The 16,575-nt window shown below is 61.0% G+C and carries 19 protein-coding genes; 2 read left to right on the top strand and 17 right to left on the bottom strand.

Annotated elements, in window-relative coordinates; genetic code table 11:
* Positions 1-6: 6 nt before the first annotated feature.
* The 13 genes from QMK50_RS21685 to ccmA all read right to left on the bottom strand — a co-directional run bounded on the left by QMK50_RS21685 (position 7) and on the right by ccmA (position 9,903).
* Positions 7-405 carry a RidA family protein gene (locus tag QMK50_RS21685; RefSeq protein ID WP_320333921.1) on the bottom strand — a complete coding sequence of 133 codons (399 nt, stop codon included), beginning with the start codon at positions 403-405 and terminating at the stop codon, positions 7-9.
* Between the two features lie 118 nt (positions 406-523).
* On the bottom strand, positions 524-1,129 hold the full coding sequence (locus QMK50_RS21680; RefSeq protein WP_320333920.1) for a hypothetical protein: 606 nt from the start codon (positions 1,127-1,129) through the stop codon (positions 524-526).
* Positions 1,117-2,415 carry an AAA family ATPase gene (locus tag QMK50_RS21675; protein ID WP_320333919.1) on the bottom strand — a complete coding sequence of 433 codons (1,299 nt, stop codon included), beginning with the start codon at positions 2,413-2,415 and terminating at the stop codon, positions 1,117-1,119. Before QMK50_RS21675 ends, QMK50_RS21680 begins: the two co-directional genes overlap by 13 nt.
* Before the next feature lie 164 nt (positions 2,416-2,579).
* Positions 2,580-2,987, bottom strand: a complete 408-nt coding sequence (locus QMK50_RS21670; protein WP_320333918.1) for a hypothetical protein — start codon at positions 2,985-2,987, stop codon at positions 2,580-2,582.
* Positions 2,988-3,002: 15 nt separating this feature from the next.
* Positions 3,003-4,211: a c-type cytochrome biogenesis protein CcmI gene (gene ccmI, locus QMK50_RS21665; RefSeq protein WP_320333917.1), complete on the bottom strand. Its 1,209-nt coding sequence runs from the start codon at positions 4,209-4,211 to the stop codon at positions 3,003-3,005.
* On the bottom strand, positions 4,204-4,677 hold the full coding sequence (locus QMK50_RS21660; protein ID WP_095169949.1) for a cytochrome c-type biogenesis protein: 474 nt from the start codon (positions 4,675-4,677) through the stop codon (positions 4,204-4,206). The genes ccmI and QMK50_RS21660 overlap by 8 nt, the downstream gene beginning before the upstream one ends.
* On the bottom strand, positions 4,674-5,210 hold the full coding sequence (locus QMK50_RS21655) for a DsbE family thiol:disulfide interchange protein (RefSeq protein ID WP_095169950.1): 537 nt from the start codon (positions 5,208-5,210) through the stop codon (positions 4,674-4,676). Before QMK50_RS21655 ends, QMK50_RS21660 begins: the two co-directional genes overlap by 4 nt.
* The gene (locus QMK50_RS21650; RefSeq protein ID WP_320333916.1) at positions 5,207-7,195 is read right to left on the bottom strand and encodes a heme lyase CcmF/NrfE family subunit; all 1,989 of its coding nucleotides are present in this window, start codon (positions 7,193-7,195) and stop codon (positions 5,207-5,209) included. Before QMK50_RS21650 ends, QMK50_RS21655 begins: the two co-directional genes overlap by 4 nt.
* Positions 7,196-7,198: 3 nt before the next feature.
* Entirely contained in the window at positions 7,199-7,654 is a 456-nt protein-coding gene (gene ccmE, locus QMK50_RS21645; protein WP_095169952.1) for a cytochrome c maturation protein CcmE, read from the bottom strand.
* The gene (gene ccmD / locus QMK50_RS21640) at positions 7,651-7,827 is read right to left on the bottom strand and encodes a heme exporter protein CcmD (RefSeq protein ID WP_095169953.1); all 177 of its coding nucleotides are present in this window, start codon (positions 7,825-7,827) and stop codon (positions 7,651-7,653) included. The genes ccmE and ccmD overlap by 4 nt, the downstream gene beginning before the upstream one ends.
* Positions 7,824-8,579 carry a heme ABC transporter permease gene (locus QMK50_RS21635; RefSeq protein WP_320333915.1) on the bottom strand — a complete coding sequence of 252 codons (756 nt, stop codon included), beginning with the start codon at positions 8,577-8,579 and terminating at the stop codon, positions 7,824-7,826. Before QMK50_RS21635 ends, ccmD begins: the two co-directional genes overlap by 4 nt.
* 77 nt (positions 8,580-8,656) lie before the next feature.
* The gene (gene ccmB / locus QMK50_RS21630) at positions 8,657-9,325 is read right to left on the bottom strand and encodes a heme exporter protein CcmB (RefSeq protein WP_095169955.1); all 669 of its coding nucleotides are present in this window, start codon (positions 9,323-9,325) and stop codon (positions 8,657-8,659) included.
* Positions 9,322-9,903: a cytochrome c biogenesis heme-transporting ATPase CcmA gene (ccmA, locus tag QMK50_RS21625; protein WP_237234965.1), complete on the bottom strand. Its 582-nt coding sequence runs from the start codon at positions 9,901-9,903 to the stop codon at positions 9,322-9,324. The genes ccmB and ccmA overlap by 4 nt, the downstream gene beginning before the upstream one ends.
* 261 nt (positions 9,904-10,164) lie before the next feature.
* Here ccmA and QMK50_RS21620 point away from each other — a divergent pair, with 261 nt between their 5' ends.
* Together QMK50_RS21620 and QMK50_RS21615 are read left to right on the top strand one after the other, a co-directional pair.
* A complete protein-coding gene (locus QMK50_RS21620) occupies positions 10,165-11,730 on the top strand; it encodes a flagellar hook-length control protein FliK (protein WP_320333914.1) in 1,566 nt (521 codons plus the stop codon).
* On the top strand, positions 11,727-12,056 hold the full coding sequence (locus QMK50_RS21615) for an EscU/YscU/HrcU family type III secretion system export apparatus switch protein (RefSeq protein WP_095169958.1): 330 nt from the start codon (positions 11,727-11,729) through the stop codon (positions 12,054-12,056). The genes QMK50_RS21620 and QMK50_RS21615 overlap by 4 nt, the downstream gene beginning before the upstream one ends.
* A gap of 1,892 nt (positions 12,057-13,948) precedes the next feature.
* Here QMK50_RS21615 and QMK50_RS21610 read toward each other — a convergent pair.
* From QMK50_RS21610 to QMK50_RS21595, 4 genes are all read right to left on the bottom strand, one after another.
* A complete protein-coding gene (locus QMK50_RS21610) occupies positions 13,949-14,341 on the bottom strand; it encodes a DUF2802 domain-containing protein (RefSeq protein WP_320333913.1) in 393 nt (130 codons plus the stop codon).
* Positions 14,342-14,827 carry a chemotaxis protein CheW gene (locus tag QMK50_RS21605; RefSeq protein ID WP_095169961.1) on the bottom strand — a complete coding sequence of 162 codons (486 nt, stop codon included), beginning with the start codon at positions 14,825-14,827 and terminating at the stop codon, positions 14,342-14,344. It lies immediately after the preceding gene.
* Positions 14,828-14,903: 76 nt separating this feature from the next.
* Positions 14,904-15,746, bottom strand: a complete 843-nt coding sequence (locus tag QMK50_RS21600; RefSeq protein WP_320333912.1) for a CheW domain-containing protein — start codon at positions 15,744-15,746, stop codon at positions 14,904-14,906.
* Between the two features lies 1 nt (position 15,747).
* Entirely contained in the window at positions 15,748-16,536 is a 789-nt protein-coding gene (locus QMK50_RS21595; protein WP_095169963.1) for a ParA family protein, read from the bottom strand.
* Between the last annotated feature and the right edge of the window lie 39 nt (positions 16,537-16,575).

Genomic DNA, 16,575 nt, shown 5'->3' with positions numbered 1-16,575 from the left:
CCCGTTCTAGGGCAACATCGCTTCCACTTCCACTTCGATCAGCCACTGCGGCAACGAAAGCCCACTGACAATCACCCAGGAAGACGCTGGTGGATTGCTCGGGAAGCGCTCCAGCAACACCTGGGTGATCTGCTCTTGTTCATCGCGCGCGGTCTCGGCGATGTAAATCCGCATCACCACCACATGGGACAGGTCCCCGCCCGCCTCGCGCAATATCGCCTCGATGTTATCGAACGCCTTGTCAGTCTGCTCGCGCAAGCCAGGCGCTACCGTACGCTCATGCTCGTCGACACCGACCTGGCCGGACAACAGCAACCGACGCCCGCCACGAACCTCAACCGCCTGGCTGAATCCGTACTGCAGCGAGTTGAAAACACTGGAGGGATTTAACACCGACTTGTGCATGAAGACTCCTGACTCCCTGGAATGACCGGGAAATCTAAATCAACCGGCAGCAGGGTTCCAGTGACCGCAACATCCGGAAACTCAAGGATACTGATTGCCAGCGCCAAAAACCAAGTACCTATAGAAGCCCCTGACGGTTGGCCTCAGACCAAATAAAAGGAGATGTCAATTTAAGGTAGTCTGCTGGAAGCTGATACTGCAAATATTCCTGATACCGTCTGGATCTGATCTCTCGGCATATTGCGTCATCCAACCCCAAGGTTTCTATCGTTTCCTCAATCAACCTCATCGGCCGAGCAGCTATTCCTGGCTTTGGATAAATATGCCCAGTGGATAACTGCAAGTGAAAAAGATCTTTTGCCAAGTGAAATGGGTCTAGCACTGTATTGTAATCACGCTTGCGACTGTTCATGGTTGAGCACGCGAGACGATAATTGTCCCACTCATAAATATCCGCAGCACTCACAGACTTGGCTATGAAATGATCGACACTAACTCCGCCGACGCGCTCGAAATAAATACCTAAATAAGCACAAATACCTTCATAAGCCACATGAAGGTCTGTCAGGCTCTCACGCCAATAGGGACTTACCTCAGTCCCAGAAGGAAGTGGCTTGTTCAGCGCCAACCCCTTCGACGTCAAATGAGCAATGCCTTTGACTCTAACCTTGGCATTGAAGGATGCAGGCTCTGGCTGTCCTCGCACAGGAATCATTTGAGCCATCCCTGCTTTAGACCTACGTATCGCCAGCGGATCCAGAACGGATCGGTATCACCCAACAACTCTCGCAATCTCAGATCCAGGGAAATGGCCAGCCGCTCATCAATTACTTCTTCAGACAAGACCCTCGATGCCTCCTCCAGGACCCTCTCAGACTCGATGGAGCGAGCACTTCCCAAATCGAATGCATCGCTTGTCAACCACCGGGAAACTTCTCCTAAACGAACGAACTCACGCTGTTTAAACTGAACTTCCGTCTTGCCATTTTCTTTGTTCTTTGACAAATCCAAATCAAACCAGGCGTCTTGTGATCTGTCGAAACGAGGTTCTACTGAAGCCATGACGAGAGGCGAGTGGGTTACCAGAAGAATTTGTACCTGTGCACTTGGAGAAAGGGCCGTCACTACATCAAGTAAAGCTCCAACCACAGAGCGCTGCCAGCGGGGATGCAAGTGCGATTCCACTTCATCGATCAAAAATGTCAGACGTGGAGTCGTTTCTTGCCCCAAAAGAGCCGACGCCTTGACATGCTCCTGCCAACTCCAGACCAGCAGGTACGCAATCGCAAGTACGCGCTTCATTCCAGACGACGCATGAACAACGGGAACATTCTGCCCATAGGGCATCTTTAAGGTGGGAATATCTCGAGGGTCATCCAGCCCGATACGGGTCAGTGGCCCCATCACGAGTGGCTCCCCCTCTTCAGGAGATAACTTGGCTAGCGCTGCGCACAAGTGTTCATATGACTCACCTTTTTCTTTATACCAACTTGCCCAGTCCGAAATCAGCCCATTGCATAAGAGGCCTCGCTCACTGTCGACGAGACCATCCCAAATTTCACGTGAACTGAACACATAGCCCGGAACTCTATCTTGGACATCGAGATTGCCTTTTTTTAGCCAGTAATTCCTGGCAGGATCCCATGCAGCAAAACTCCCATCAGCCATGGCGTAGAGCACTAAGCCCGGATTGATAGGCCGCCCCGCCTTACCCGTCCACGCTTGATCCAACGAAGAAAAGGACGTCGAATAAGAAACGTCCTTGGTTTTTGCGGAAACTGAAAAATCAATTCTTGCCTTTGCCGAGTCGTTCGGACGGACCATATTGCCCCCCGTCAGCGCTCGATTTAAATCGCTGGGCCAACGCCGGGTCAATGCCCACCAAGCTATATCCAGCAAAAAGCTTTTACCCAAACCATTGTCACCAGTGATCAAATTTAACCGACTGGAAAATTCCACTTCCATTTCTGGAAGCGGTCCTACATGGCTAAGTTTCAAGCTCTTTAACACAACCCCACCCCTACTTTTTGTCCCGCGAATTTACCGGACAGGATAATAGACGTAGATCGCGCCTCTGTTGCAGCGCTTTCTGCAATATTCAAGTGAAGCGGCGAACATTGCCTCTCTGCGCTCAACGGTGGAGCAACCTCAGTACACAAAGCGCAGACTAAAAATTACTGATAATGCCTGCCCAACCCCGAAGGCACGCCATGGATATCGGTGTCTTCCCACGGCCCTTGGGGGCTGATGCTGCGGCTCCAGCCGTTATCCCAGCGGTAATAGGTGCGCTGGCGGTAGAAGACGTTGCTCTGGTCGTCGAGGACGTAGACCCCCAGTTTCGCATCCCAATGACTGTTGCCACCTGGTGGCGGAGCGAAACTGGCGGAGGTGCGTGGCAAGGGTTTGGCCGGCTTGTTCGGCGTCACCGGCTTGCCGGGAGCCGTCGTGGGCTTGGGCTTGGTGGTCGGGCCCGACGGCGGGATCGGTGGCAACGGGCTGGTGTCTGGAGTGGGCTGCTGGACCGTACAGGCGCTTAACCCTAGAACCAGGCTGAGCAGGGTAATTCGAGCGAGTACGGTCATAGCGGCATTTCCTGATTATTGGTCCGGGCTGTCGATGGTCAACGATTGCGGCGCGGTGGTGCTGCTGGCCATTGGTTGGCTGCGTCCGACCCACTCGCCGGCAGTCGGTTGGCCGGCGCGGGATACCCGTGCAACCAGTTGGACTTCAGGGAAGTTCGACAGTTTCAACTGCGGCATCATTGCATCCGCGTCGCCCAGTTCCACGGTCACCGGCAGGTCGGCAACCGTCAAGCGCTTGGCTGCCAGCGGGGCCGGCGGGCCGGAAACGGCGCGAGCGAAGATGAACACGCTGTCACCTGGCAGGACCTTGGCCTTGACCTCGGCCGACAGGTCGACCGAAACCTTGAGCAAGGCCACCGGCTTGGCCGCGACGGCTGGGGCCTTGGCGACAGTCACGCCGCTTTCCTGGAGTTTTTCCGTGGCCCGCTGAATGCCGCCTTGCAGCGCGGCACGGGAAGCGTCCTCGGTCGGCAGTTGGGCCAACAGGCGGTTCCAGTAGTCGATAGCGTCCTGGTAGCGCTCGCTTTCGAAGGCGGCGATACCCAGCAGGCCCAGGCTGGTGACTTCCTTTGGATCGGCCTTGAGTGCTTCGTCGGTCAGCGCCTGGACCTTGTCCGACCATTTCTTGTTGTCGGCAAAGTACTGGGCCTGGGCCCATTGACCCAGCAGTTCGGGCTGGCGACCCGCCAGGGCCACGGTTCGCTCGAAGATCTTCGCCGCGTCGGCTGGACGGTCCTGGGCCATGTAGGTACGACCAAGGAAGTACAGGCCCTCGGCGGAATCCGGTTGTGCCGCTACGGCACGCTCCAGGCGCAAGGTCATTTCTTCCATCGATTGCGGCGCCTGGGCGAACTCGCGGGTCAACTCAACCTTGTCGCTGGCACCAAAGTGCAGGTACAGGCCCAGGCCCAGCACCGGCACCAGGATTGCCGCCAGCAGCGGCAACGGCTTGCCCAGGCGGGATACCCGGCCGACGTCGGCGCCTTCGGTGTCGGCCAGCAGCTCACGAGCGGCTTCGTCGCGCCCTGCGGTCATTTGTGTAGCATCGAGCACGCCTTCAGCCTGCTGCGTCTGCAACTCGGCCACGCGCTCTTGATAAAGCGCCACGTTCAGCGCGGTACGATCCTCTTCACGTTGGGCACGACGGCCACGCAGAACCGGGATCAACAGAAAACTCAGGGCAACCAGGAGCAGCAGACCTGCGGCAAGCCAGAAATCAATCATCAGTGTTTTTGTCCAGCAGTTGGTCGAGGCGCTCGCGCTCCTCGGCAGAAAGCGTGTCCTTGCCAGCCGCGCGTTCAACGCGCCGACGACGGACGATCAGGGCAATCACCACCACGCCACCCAGCAACAGCCCGGCCGGGCCAAACCACAACAGGGCGGTCTTGCCGGTCAGGGCGGGCTTGTAGCGGACGAAGTCGCCATAACGGTCGACCATGAAGTCGATGATCTGCTGGTTGTCCTTGCCCTCGCCGAGCATGCGGAAAATCTCTTTGCGCAGATCGGCGGCAATCGGTGCATTGGAATCGGCAATGTCCTGATTCTGGCACTTGGGGCAACGCAGTTCCTTGGTCAGTTCGCGAAAACGCTCGCGATCCCCGTCCTTGGCGAACTCGTAGGTGTCGATGGCGGCATGCGCCACGCCGGCCAGGCTCAAGCCCAGGACCACAGCGGCAAACCAGCGCTTCATGGCTTGGCCTCATCCACCAGCGCCTGATACTTGGCCGCCAGTTGTTCACGCCAGACCACCTCGTCGATCACCCCCACGTACTTGTCGCGGATGATCCCCTTGGCGTCGATGAAGAAGGTTTCCGGCGCCCCGTAGACGCCCAGGTTCAGGCCCAGGGAGCCCTCCTCGTCACGGATGTCCAGCAGGTACGGATTGTGGAACTCGGCCAGCCACTTCAAGGCATCGGCATTCACGTCCTTGTAGTTCACCCCGTAGATCACCACGCCCTGCTCGGCCAGCTTGTTCAACACCGGGTGCTCGACCCGGCAGGAAATGCACCAGGTGCCCCAGACGTTGACCAGCGCCGGCTTGCCCAGCAGATCAGCGCGGGTCAGGGTCTTGTCACCCTGCACGTTGACCAGGCTGAACTCCGGGAACGGCTTGCCGATCATTGCCGAAGGCAACTCGGACGGATTGAGGTACAACCCGCGGTACAGAAACACCGCCACCAGCAGAAACAGCGCCAGTGGCAACACCATCAACCAACGTCTCATGCAGCCGCTCCCGACATGCCCAGCGCTTCACGCACCCGGCTTTTCACCTTGACCCGATAGCGCCGATCCATCGCTGCCAGCAACCCGCCAAAGCCGGTCAGCAGGCCGCCGAACCAGATCCAGCGCACGAACGGCTTGACGTGCACCCGCACGGCCCAGGCACCTTCGCCCAATGGCTCGCCAAGGGCGACGTAGATATCACGGGTGAAACCAGCGTCGATCCCGGCCTCGGTCATCACCGAGTTCTGCACGGTGTACAGGCGTTTTTCCGGGTGCAGCACGCTGACTTCCTTGCCGCCCTTGATCACCCGCACGGTGCCCTTGTCGGAGGTGAAGTTCGGCCCTTCGTAATGCTTGGCCCCCTCGAACACAAAGTGATAGCCGGCCAGTTCCATCGACTCGCCCGGCTCCAGACGCAGGTCGCGCTCAGCGCTGTTCTGGCTGGAAAGGACCACGCCCAGGGCGCACACGGCAATCCCCAGGTGCGCGACCTGCATGCCCCAGTAACTGCGGGTCAGAGTCGGCAGGCCCTTGATCAGGCCTTTGTGGCGGGTCTTGTCGAGGATGTCGCGGACCCCGGCCAACAGCACCCAGGCGGCGAGCATGAAGGTCGCCAGCACGGCCCAGTTGAAGTCGCCATAGGCGATCCCGGCCACCACTGCCAGCGCAGCACTGCCCAGCAAGACCGGCGTGAGCATGCCCACCAGCCACTTCACCGGGGTGTCCTTCCAGCGCACCAGCACGCCGACGGCCATCACCACCATCAACAACGCCATCAACGGAATGAACAGGGCGTTGAAGTACGGCGGGCCGACCGACAGCTTGGCCCCGGTCATGGCGTCGAGAATCAGCGGGTACAGGGTACCGAGCAGGATCATCGAGGCCGCCACCACCAGCACCAGGTTGTTGCCCAGCAGCAGGGTTTCCCGCGACCACAGGTTGAAGCCCACATGGCTCTTGACCACCGGCGCGCGCAGGGCGAACAGGGTCAGCGAGCCGCCCACCACAAACAGCAGGAAGATCAGGATGAACACGCCACGCTCAGGGTCCGAGGCAAAGGCGTGGACCGACGTCAGGACCCCGGAACGCACGAGGAAGGTCCCCAGCAGGCTCAGCGAGAAGGCAGCGATCGCCAGCAGTACGGTCCAGCTTTTGAACACGCCACGTTTTTCGGTCACGGCCAGGGAGTGAATCAGCGCCGTGCCGACCAGCCAAGGCATGAACGAGGCATTTTCTACCGGGTCCCAGAACCACCAGCCGCCCCAGCCGAGTTCGTAGTAGGCCCACCACGAACCGAGGGTGATGCCGATGCCCAGGAACGCCCAGGCGACGATGGTCCACGGACGTGACCAACGAGCCCATGCGGCATCCAGGCGACCGCCCATCAAGGCGGCAATGGCGAAGGCGAAGGCCACCGAGAAGCCGACGTAGCCCATGTACAGCATCGGCGGGTGAACGATCAGGCCGATGTCCTGCAGCAACGGGTTGAGGTCGGCGCCATCGGTAGGCATCTGCGGCAGGATGCGCTCGAACGGGTTCGAGGTGAGGATCAGGAACAGCAGGAAGCCGATGCTGATCATCCCCATGACCGACAGCACCCGCGCCAGCATGATCTGCGGCAATTGCCGCGAGAACACCGACACGGCGAAGGTCCAGCCACCCAGAATCATCGCCCACAACAGCAGCGAACCTTCGTGGGCGCCCCACACGGCGCTGAACTTGTAATACCACGGCAAGGCGCTGTTGGAGTTGTTGGCCACATAGGCGACGGAGAAGTCGTCGACCATGAAGGCGTAGGTCAGGCAGCCGAAGGAGAATGCCAGAAAGGCGAACTGCCCCCAGGCGGCAGGTTGGGCCAGGCCCATCCACATGCGGTCACCGCGCCAGGCACCGAACAACGGCACGATCGCCTGGACGATGGCAAAACACAGGGCGAGGATCATCGCCAGGTGGCCCAACTCGGGAATAAAGATGCCGGACGTCATGGATCAACCCTCCTTCACGGGTGTCGGGGCGGATTGACCACTGTCTTTGAGCGCCTTGGTCACTTCCGGCGGCATGTACTTCTCGTCGTGCTTGGCCAGCACTTCGTCAGCCACCACCACGCCCTCGGCATTCAACTTGCCCAGGGCGACGATGCCCTGCCCTTCGCGGAACAGGTCCGGAAGGATGCCACGGTAGGTGATGGTCACGGATTTGTTGAAGTCGGTGACGACGAATTTCACGTCCAGCGAATCGCCGGAACGTTTCAGGGAACCGGCCTCGACCATGCCACCGGCGCGGATGCGCGTATCTTGCGGGGCTTCGCCATTGGCGATCTGGGTCGGGGTGTAGAACAGGTTGATGTTTTGCTGCAAGGCACTCAAGGCCAGGCCGACAGCAGCGCCAACCCCCACCAGGATCGCGAGAATGATGAGCAGACGTTTTTTACGCAGCGGATTCACTTGCTGTTCTCCCGGCGCAGACGACGCGCCTCTTGTTGCAGATAACGCTTGCGGGCCAGGATCGGCGCGACCACGTTGAGGGCCAGTACCGCCAGGCAGATGCCATAGGCCGACCAGACATATAGACCGTGATGGCCCATGGCGAGGAAGTCGCCCAATGAAGCAAAACTCATGAGGCGGCCTCCAGGCTGTTTTGCACTTCGGCTTTGACCCAACTGGCCCGGGCTTCGCGCTTGAGCACTTCAAGGCGCATGCGCAGCAACAGCACCGCGCCGAAGAAACAGTAGAAACCCAACACCGTCAGCAGCAATGGCAGCCACATCTCCACCGGCATCGCCGGTTTTTCGGTGAGGGTGAAGGTCGCGCCCTGGTGCAGGGTGTTCCACCACTCCACCGAATACTTGATGATCGGGATGTTGATCACCCCGACAATCGCCAGCACCGCGCACGCCTTGGCGGCGCTGTCACGATTGCTGATGGCGTTGCCCAGCGCAATGAGACCGAAGTACAGGAACAGCAGGATCAGCATCGACGTTAGTCGCGCATCCCAGACCCACCACGAACCCCAGGTCGGCTTGCCCCAGATCGCCCCGGTGACCAGCGCCACGGCGGTCATCCAGGCACCAATTGGAGCCGCGCATTGCAGGGCGACGTCGGCCAGCTTCATCTTCCACACCAGCCCGACGATGCCGCAGACCGCCAGCATCACATACACCGACTGCGCCAGCATGGCCGCCGGCACGTGGATGTAGATGATCCTGAAGCTGTTGCCTTGCTGGTAGTCCGGCGGTGCGAACGCCAGGCCCCAGACCACTCCAATGCCGATCAGCAACACGGCGGCGATACTCAGCCAGGGCAGCACTTTGCCGCTGATGCCGTAAAACCACTTGGGCGAGCCGAGCTTGTGAAACCAGGTCCAGTTCATTGCTGTTTCCATCACGGTTGCTTTTCGTCAACACGAAAAGCCAGGGTCTTTACTGGTCGTTTTTTGACCAGACCTCATTATTCGCCGACGCTGATCTTCAGGCCAGCAGCTATTGCAAAGGGTGTCAGGGTAACTGCCAGGGCGGTCAGGCTCCCAAGCCACAGCAGATACCCGGTCGCCGGCATGCCCTGAAGTGCCGCCTGCAAGGCGCCACTGCCCAGGATCAACACCGGGATATACAACGGCAGAATCAACAGCGCCAGCAGCAAGCCGCCACGCTTCAAACCCACCGTCAGCGCCGCGCCGACCGCACCGAGCAGGCTCAGCACCGGTGTACCCAGCAACAGCGACAAGAGCAAAACCGGCAGACAGGCGGCAGGCAAACCGAGCATCAAGGCCAGCAACGGCGCAAGCAATACCAATGCCAGGCCGGAAAACGCCCAGTGTGCCAGTACCTTGGCCAAAACCAGAAGAGCCAGGGGGTGCGACGAAAGGACCCACTGCTCAAGGGATCCGTCCTCGAAATCACTGCGGAAAAGCCCGTCCAGCGAGAGCAAAACCGATAAAAGGGCAGCTACCCAGACCAGGCCCGGAGACAAGGTTTGCAACAATTGAGTCTCAGGTCCCACTGCCAATGGAAACAATGCGACAACAATTGCGAAAAATACCAAGGGGTTGGCCAGCTCCGCCGGACGGCGACACAACAACCGGGCCTCGCGGGCCACCAACAGCGCAAAAACACTCATACGGCCCACTGCCCCAGGTCGATATCACGGTAACCGGCCGGCATCCGGGTCATGGTGTGGTGGGTGGTCAGGATCACCATGCCGCCCTGTTCACAATGGGCGGCCAGGTGCTCTTCCAACTGGGCGACACCTTGCTTGTCCAGGGCGGTGAACGGCTCGTCGAGGATCCACAGCGCCGGACTCTCGAGGTACAACCGCGCCAGGGCGACCCGGCGTTGCTGGCCGGCGGACAGGGTATGGCACGGCACATCTTCAAAACCACGCAGCCCGACAGCCGCCAGCGCCTGCCAGATGGCCTCGCGGTTGGCCGGCTGGTGCAGGGCGCAGAGCCAACTGAGGTTCTCTTCGGCGCTCAGCAGGTCCTTGATGCCGGCGGCATGGCCGATCCACAACAAATTGTGGGCCAACTCTATCCGTTGGCTGTGCAGCGGCTCGCCATTGAGCAACACCTGGCCGCTGGTCGGCTGCATCAGGCCGGCCAGCAGGCGCAGCAGGCTGGTCTTGCCGCTGCCGTTGGGGCCGCTGATCTGCAGCATGTCGCCGCGATCCAGACGCAATGCGAGGTTTTCGAAGAGCATCCGCCAGTCTCGCTCACAGGCGAGCGCTACGGCTTCTAGTAGAGGGATGGTCAAGAGATCGCGGGCCTTTACGGTTCAAGTCGGCAGTGGATCGGCCGTTAAAGTGGTGCAGCATAGATGCATTGACGGCCTGTTCCAGAGAGCTGGGTCAATATTTATGCTGGTTTTGCTGCGCGATGGCGCCGCGCGTCCTTGGAGACGGGCGGCATTATACATGTCATGTCCTACTCTCAAGAGGGCAATTTCGACAGGGTGTGACCGATGACCGCTGAGATCAACCTTCCTCCCCTGCCCCCCGCGGCACCTGCCACGCCGCGCGTGCAGGCCAGTGGCGAGTTGCTCAAGCTGCTGACCCCGGTGGACGGCCTGATCGGTGCCGGGCAGAGCGCCAAGGCCGAAGTCCTGTCACTCAAGCAGGACCAGCAGATGTTCCAGCTGCTGCTCAAGATCACCCTGGCGGGCGGGCGCCAGACCACCGTATCGGCCACCAGCAGCCTGCCATTGGCCCTGGGTGCCAGCCTGGCCATTACCCAGCCCTCGGCCGGCAGCCTGGCGATCAGTCCGCAATCCAGCCTGGCTGGCAACGCCGCAGCCCTGTCGCGCATTGACACCACACAACTGCCGGTCGGCACGCTGTTGCAGAGCAAGGTGCTGACCACCCAGTTACAGCCGCAGGCACCGGGGCAACCGGCGGTGTACCGCTCGATGGTCAGCCTGCTCAACAGCGCGCTCAGCGGCACCGCTCTGAACATCGACAGCCCGCAGCCACTGCGCATCGGCACCCTGCTCAGTGCCCAGGTCCAGGACGCGCACACCCTCAGCTTCGTGCCCCTGAGCACTCGCCAGGAACAATTGGCGATCAGCCAACAATTGCACACCCAGCAGAGTCGCCAGGGTTCCCTGGACGCGGTGTTCAAGGCCTTGCAGAACCTGCCGGCCGATGGGCAATCCCCTGAGGTTCGCGCCAGCGTCGACAAACTGCTTGCCAGCCTGCCCGAGGTCCAGCACCTGAGCAGCGCCAAGGGGCTGGCGCAAGCGCTGGCCAACAGCGGGCTGTTTCTCGAAAGCCGATTGCTCGCCGGACAGAATCCGGCGCCGGCAGACGACCTCAAGGGCAACCTGTTGCGTCTGATCGCCCAACTGGCCCCCGGCCTGCCGGCCAATCCCAGCTTCAATGCCGCGTTGGCCGCCAACACCCTGGCCCAGGCCCTGCCGAGCTTTGTGCGCAATGCCCTCGGCACCCTTGGCCAGGTCAGCGCCAAACCGGCCCCGGGTGGCTTTCCCCTGCCCTCGCGGCTGCTGCAGAAGCTGACCGAGGAAGGCGACCTGGAACACCTGCTGCGCCTGGCCGCCGCCGCGATCTCGCGCCTGCAAAGCCACCAATTGTCGAGCCTGGAACAGACCGGCATGACCGAGGACGGCCGCCTGCAAACCACCTGGCAGTTGGAAATCCCCATGCGCAACCTGCAAGACATCGTGCCACTGCAGGTCAAGGTGCAGCGCGAAGACCCTCCGCCCAGGGATCCCAAGGAAAAACCCACCGAACGCGAAGCCCGCCAACACTTGTGGCGGGTCGACCTGGCATTCGACCTTGAGCCCCTGGGGCCACTGCAGGTACAGGCACAACTGGTACGCGGCAGCCTGTCCAGCCAACTTTGGGCCGAACGCCCCTATACCGCCAGCCTGATTGAACAACACCTGGACCATTTGCGCGCGCAACTGCATGCCTGCGGCCTGAACGTCGGCGACCTCGACTGTCACCTCGGCATTCCCCCCCAAGGCCCACAAACCCGTCTCGAACAACGCTGGGTGGACGACACCGCATGAACCACCACAACCTGCCCCGCCAGGCCATCGCCCTCAAATACGACGGCCAGCACGCCCCCACGCTCACCGGCAAAGGCGACGATGCCCTGGCCGAAGCCATCCTGAAAATCGCCCGTGAGCATGAGGTACCGATCTACGAGAACGCCGAGCTGGTGCGGCTGCTGGCGCGGATGGAATTGGGCGATAGCATCCCCGAAGAGCTGTATCGGACCATTGCCGAGATCATTGCGTTTGCCTGGAACCTGAAGGGCAAGTTTGCCCAGACACAGGACCTGGACACGACGCAGCTGGAGAAAGACATCACCCATCGCGGGGATGATTACTGAAGTGACAGCGCCCACAGGTTGGATGGGTGCCGATACCCAACAGCGCCTCAGGCCATTCGCGGGCAAGCCCGCTCCCACAGGTTCAGTGGGTGTATCCAAGATCTGCAAGCACCGAAAATTACTGTGGGAGCGGGCTTGCCCGCGATAGTCGTCAACGATGACGCATACAGCCTGATACCCAACAGCGCCTCAGGCCTTTCGCGGGCAAGCCCGCTCCCACAGGTTCAGTGGGTGTATCCAAGATCTGCACGCACCGCAAATTACTGTGGGAGCGGGCTTGCCCGCGATGGTCGTCAACGATGACGCATACAGCCTGACACCCAGCAGCGCCCTCAGGCCTTTCGCGGGCAAGCCCGCTCCCACAGGTTCAGTGGGTGTATCCAAGATCTGCAAGCACCGAAAATTACTGTGGGAGCGGGCTTGCCCGCGATAGTCGTCAACGATGACGCATACAGCCTGATACCCAACAGCGCCTCAGGCCTTTCGCGGGCAAGCCCGCTCCCACAGGTTCAGTGGGTGTATCCAAGATCTGCACGCACCGCAAATTACTGTGGGAGCGGGCTTGCCCGCGATGGTCGTCAACGATGACGCATACAGCCTGACACCCAGCAGCGCCCTCAGGCCTTTCGCGGGCAAGCCCGCTCCCACAGGTTCAGTCGGTGTATGCGAGATCTGCACGCACCGCAAATTACTGTGGGAGCGGGCTTGCCCGCGATAGTCGTCAACGATGACGCATACAGCCTGATACCCAACAGTGCCTCAGGCCTTTCGCGGGCAAGCCCGCTCCCACAGGTTCAGTCGGTGTATGCGAGATCTGCACGCACCGCAAATTACTGTGGGAGCGGGCTGCCCGCGATAGTCGTCAACGATGACGCATACAGCCTGATACCCAACAGTGCCTCAGGCCTTTCGCGGGCAAGCCCGCTCCCACAGGTTCAGTGGGTGTATCCAAGATCTGCAAGCACCGCAAATTACTGTGGGAGCGGGCTTGCCCGCGATGGTCGTCAACGATGACGCATACAGCCTGACACCCAGCAGCGCCCTCAGGCCTTTCGCGGGCAAGCCCGCTCCCACAGGTTCAGTGGGTGTATGCGAGATCTGCACGCACCGCAAATTACTGTGGGAGCGGGCTTGCCCGCGATGGTCGTCAACGATGACGCATACAGCCTGATACCCAGCAGCGCCCTCAGGCCTTTCGCGGGCAAGCCCGCTCCCACAGGTTCAGTGGGTGTATCCAAGATCTGCAAGCACCGCAAATTACTGTGGGAGCGGGCTTGCCCGCGATGGTCGTCAACGATGACGCATACAGCCTGATACCCAGCAGCGTCCTCAGGCCTTTCGCGGGCAAGCCCGCTCCCACAGGTTCAGTCGGTGTATGCGAGATCTGCAAACACCGCAAATTACTGTGGGAGCGGGCTTGCCCGCGATGGTCGTCAACGATGACGCATACAGCCTGACACCCAGCAGCGCCCTCAGGCCTTTCGCGGGCAAGCCCGCTCCCACAGGTTCAGTGGGTGTATCCAAGATCTGCAAGCACCGCAAATTACTGTGGGAGCGGGCTTGCCCGCGATGGTCGTCAACGATGACGCATACAGCCTGACACCCAGCAGCGCCTCAGGCCTTTCGCGGGCAAGCCCGCTCCCACAGGCTCAGTGGGTGTATCCAAGATCTGCAGGCACCGCAAATTACTGTGGGAGCGGGCTTGCCCGCGATGGTCGTCAACGATGACGCATACAGCCTGACACCCAGCAGCGCCCTCAGGCCTTTCGCGGGCAAGCCCGCTCCCAAAGGTTCAGTGGGTGTATCCAAGATCTGCAGGCACCGCAAATTACTGTGGGAGCGGGCTTGCCCGCGATGGGGCCGGGGCCGGCAACATGCATAGCGCCTGGCAATCAGCCCTTGTGCATCTTGCTCATCAACTCCGCCTCGGCCTGGGTCAAGCCGCAGGAGTGGGTCAGTTCGTCGACGCTGGCGCCCATGCCCACCAGGCGCGCGGCCTGGGCGAATGACAGGCTGGTCGGGTCGCGCTGTTCGATCCGGGTCAGTTTGTCCGGCAACGGCTCGACCAGCACGCGCAACTCTTGCAGTTCTTCACCCATGCGCACCGTACCGTCCTGGTAATGATCGACGCGCCGGGCCAGTTCCTTGATCCGCTGGTCACGCTGCGCATCGGCTTGTGCCGCGACCACGGCCAGTGCTCGCTGGTTGCGGGTATAGGCGAGGAAAATCGCCAGGCTGCCGATCCACAGCAGCCCCAGGACAGTAACAGCCGCTTCGAGAATCAATCAGATACTCTCCAGGTCCGACCACTCTTCCTCGCTCATCATCTTGTCCAGCTCGACCAGGATCAGCAGTTCGTTGTTCTTGTTGCACACGCCCTGGATGAACTTGGCCGACTCGTCGTTGCCGACGTTGGGCGCGGTCTCGATTTCCGACTGACGCAGGTAAACCACTTCCGCCACGCTGTCGACCATGATCCCGACCACTTGCTTGTCGGCCTCGATGATCACGATCCGGGTGTTGTCGCTGATCTCGGCATTCATCAGACCGAAGCGCTGGCGGGTGTCGATCACGGTGACTACGTTGCCGCGCAGGTTGATGATGCCCAGCACGTAGCTGGGTGCACCCGGCACCGGCGCGATCTCGGTGTAGCGCAGGACTTCCTGGACGCGCATCACGTTGATCCCGTAGGTTTCATTGTCCAGCTTGAAGGTTACCCATTGCAGGATCGGATCTTCGGAACCCTTTGCTGACGACGCCTTATCATTCATACCCTGACCCCTTAAAAAAACCGCCGATGGCGGTGTGTGTTCTGCCTGGCCGCCACGACGGGCGGCCAGTGGCTTGTTATGTCAGTGAGTGCAGCGGCTTGCGCGTGCCCATGTGTTTGGCCCCGCCGCTGGCGATCAACTCGGCCAGTTGCGCGACATCGAGCAAGGCGCACATGTGTTCGATCACGGTGCCGGCCAACCATGGCCGTTGCCCGCGATGACTGCGCCATTTGATTTCGTTGGGGTTCAGGCGCAACGAGCGGCTGACCTGATGCACCGCCAGCCCCCACTCGTAGCCCTGCACCGAGATCACGTATTGCAGGCCCTGGCGAAAGTCGTCGCGGTAGCGATCGGGCATCACCCAGCGTGCGGTATCCAGCACCTTGAGGTTGCCGGCCTGGCTCGGCAGGATCCCCAGGAACCACTCCGGCTGGCCGAACAAAGGCGTCAGCTCATGCCCGGCCAGGGGATAGATCGAACCCAGGCACACCAGCGGCACCGCCAGGGTCAAACCTGCGACATCGAACAACAGGCATTCGAACGGCTCGGCGGCCCAGCTCGGCCGACCATCGCTGTCCACGGGCGGTGGTGTGGTGCTCGGCGGCAGGTGTACGTCGGCCACCGGCTCGACCAGCGTGTGCAGCAACGGCAACACCGGGGCAGCCGGTGCCGGGACCACCGCCTCGACCAAGCTCACTTGCGGCAACTCGACCACAGGAGGCTGGGCATCGCGCGCCTGCTCTTGCAGCACCGCCGCCTGGAACTCGTCCAGCGCCCCCTGGGTTTCGATGACCTCGAGCACTTCGATGACCTCGCTCACCGCCACCGGCTGCTCTTCGGTGGCGTCCTGCAGCAAGGCGTCGAGGTAGGATTGCAGCGCCAGTTGCGGGCGTGAGGTGGTTTTCAGCGGCCGGTTCATCTCAAGCCACCTGCGCGACAAGTTGTTGCGCCAGCAGGTGCTTGAGCAACGAACGATAGGCCAGCACGCCACGGCTCTTGCCGTCGAACTGCGAAGGCGTAAGACCGGCGCGGCTGGCATCGCGCAGCCTTGTGTCGACCGGGATATAGCCCTGCCAGATGTCATCCGGGTACATATCGCGCAGCACCCGCAAAGTGCTCAGGGAGGCCTGGGTGCGACGGTCGAACAGGGTCGGCACGATGCTGAACGGCAACGCCTGCTTGCGCGAGCGATTGATCATCGCCAGGGTGTTGACCATGCGCTCCAGGCCCTTGACCGCCAGGTGCTCGGTCTGCACCGGGATCACCAGTTGCTGGCTTGCCGCCAAGGCATTGACCATCAGCACGCCGAGCAACGGCGGGCTGTCGATCAGGGCGTAATCGAAATCCTGCCACAACTGCGCCAGGCTCTTGGCAATCACCAGGCCCAGGCCGCTCTTGCCCGGCGACTGGCGCTCCAGGGTGGCCAGCGCGGTGCTCGACGGCAACAGGGAAATACGTTCGTCGCTGGTGGGCAATAACAACTGCCCGGGCAGGCCTTGCGGCACGCTACCGCCATGCAAAAACAGGTCGTAACAGCTGTGTTCCAGGCTGTCCGGGTCGTAACCGAAGTAACTGGTCATGGAGCCGTGGGGGTCGAGATCGACCACGACCACGCGCTTGCCCGCCTCAGCCAGCAACCCGGCTAAAGCGATGGAGGAAGTGGTTTTACCAACACCACCCTTTTGATTGGCAACTGCCCAGACTCTCATTCAGTTCGTTCCTCCCGGTCGTATGGGGCAACCGAGAAA

Origin of the sequence: Pseudomonas sp. P5_152, from assembly GCF_033989915.1 — a bacterium.
Classification (GTDB): domain Bacteria; phylum Pseudomonadota; class Gammaproteobacteria; order Pseudomonadales; family Pseudomonadaceae; genus Aquipseudomonas.
The sequence above is the reverse complement of the archived record's forward strand: the minus strand, read 5'-3'. Positions and strand labels throughout refer to the sequence as shown.

Bases quoted from the DNA above. Each gene is read 5' to 3' on its own strand.
- ccmA (WP_237234965.1), bottom strand. From the start codon at position 9,903: ATGCTCTTCGAAAACCTCGCATTGCGTCTGGATCGCGGCGACATGCTG.
- QMK50_RS21660 (WP_095169949.1), bottom strand. From the start codon at position 4,677: ATGAAGCGCTGGTTTGCCGCTGTGGTCCTGGGCTTGAGCCTGGCCGGC.
- QMK50_RS21635 (WP_320333915.1), bottom strand. From the start codon at position 8,579: ATGAACTGGACCTGGTTTCACAAGCTCGGCTCGCCCAAGTGGTTTTAC.
- QMK50_RS21685 (WP_320333921.1), bottom strand. From the start codon at position 405: ATGCACAAGTCGGTGTTAAATCCCTCCAGTGTTTTCAACTCGCTGCAG.
- QMK50_RS21605 (WP_095169961.1), bottom strand. From the start codon at position 14,827: ATGAATGATAAGGCGTCGTCAGCAAAGGGTTCCGAAGATCCGATCCTG.
- QMK50_RS21670 (WP_320333918.1), bottom strand. From the start codon at position 2,987: ATGACCGTACTCGCTCGAATTACCCTGCTCAGCCTGGTTCTAGGGTTA.
- QMK50_RS21600 (WP_320333912.1), bottom strand. From the start codon at position 15,746: ATGAACCGGCCGCTGAAAACCACCTCACGCCCGCAACTGGCGCTGCAA.
- ccmB (WP_095169955.1), bottom strand. From the start codon at position 9,325: ATGAGTGTTTTTGCGCTGTTGGTGGCCCGCGAGGCCCGGTTGTTGTGT.
- QMK50_RS21595 (WP_095169963.1), bottom strand. From the start codon at position 16,536: ATGAGAGTCTGGGCAGTTGCCAATCAAAAGGGTGGTGTTGGTAAAACC.
- ccmI (WP_320333917.1), bottom strand. From the start codon at position 4,211: ATGATTGATTTCTGGCTTGCCGCAGGTCTGCTGCTCCTGGTTGCCCTG.
- QMK50_RS21620 (WP_320333914.1), top strand. From the start codon at position 10,165: ATGACCGCTGAGATCAACCTTCCTCCCCTGCCCCCCGCGGCACCTGCC.
- QMK50_RS21615 (WP_095169958.1), top strand. From the start codon at position 11,727: ATGAACCACCACAACCTGCCCCGCCAGGCCATCGCCCTCAAATACGAC.
- QMK50_RS21680 (WP_320333920.1), bottom strand. From the start codon at position 1,129: ATGGCTCAAATGATTCCTGTGCGAGGACAGCCAGAGCCTGCATCCTTC.
- QMK50_RS21650 (WP_320333916.1), bottom strand. From the start codon at position 7,195: ATGACGTCCGGCATCTTTATTCCCGAGTTGGGCCACCTGGCGATGATC.
- QMK50_RS21655 (WP_095169950.1), bottom strand. From the start codon at position 5,210: ATGAGACGTTGGTTGATGGTGTTGCCACTGGCGCTGTTTCTGCTGGTG.
- ccmD (WP_095169953.1), bottom strand. From the start codon at position 7,827: ATGAGTTTTGCTTCATTGGGCGACTTCCTCGCCATGGGCCATCACGGT.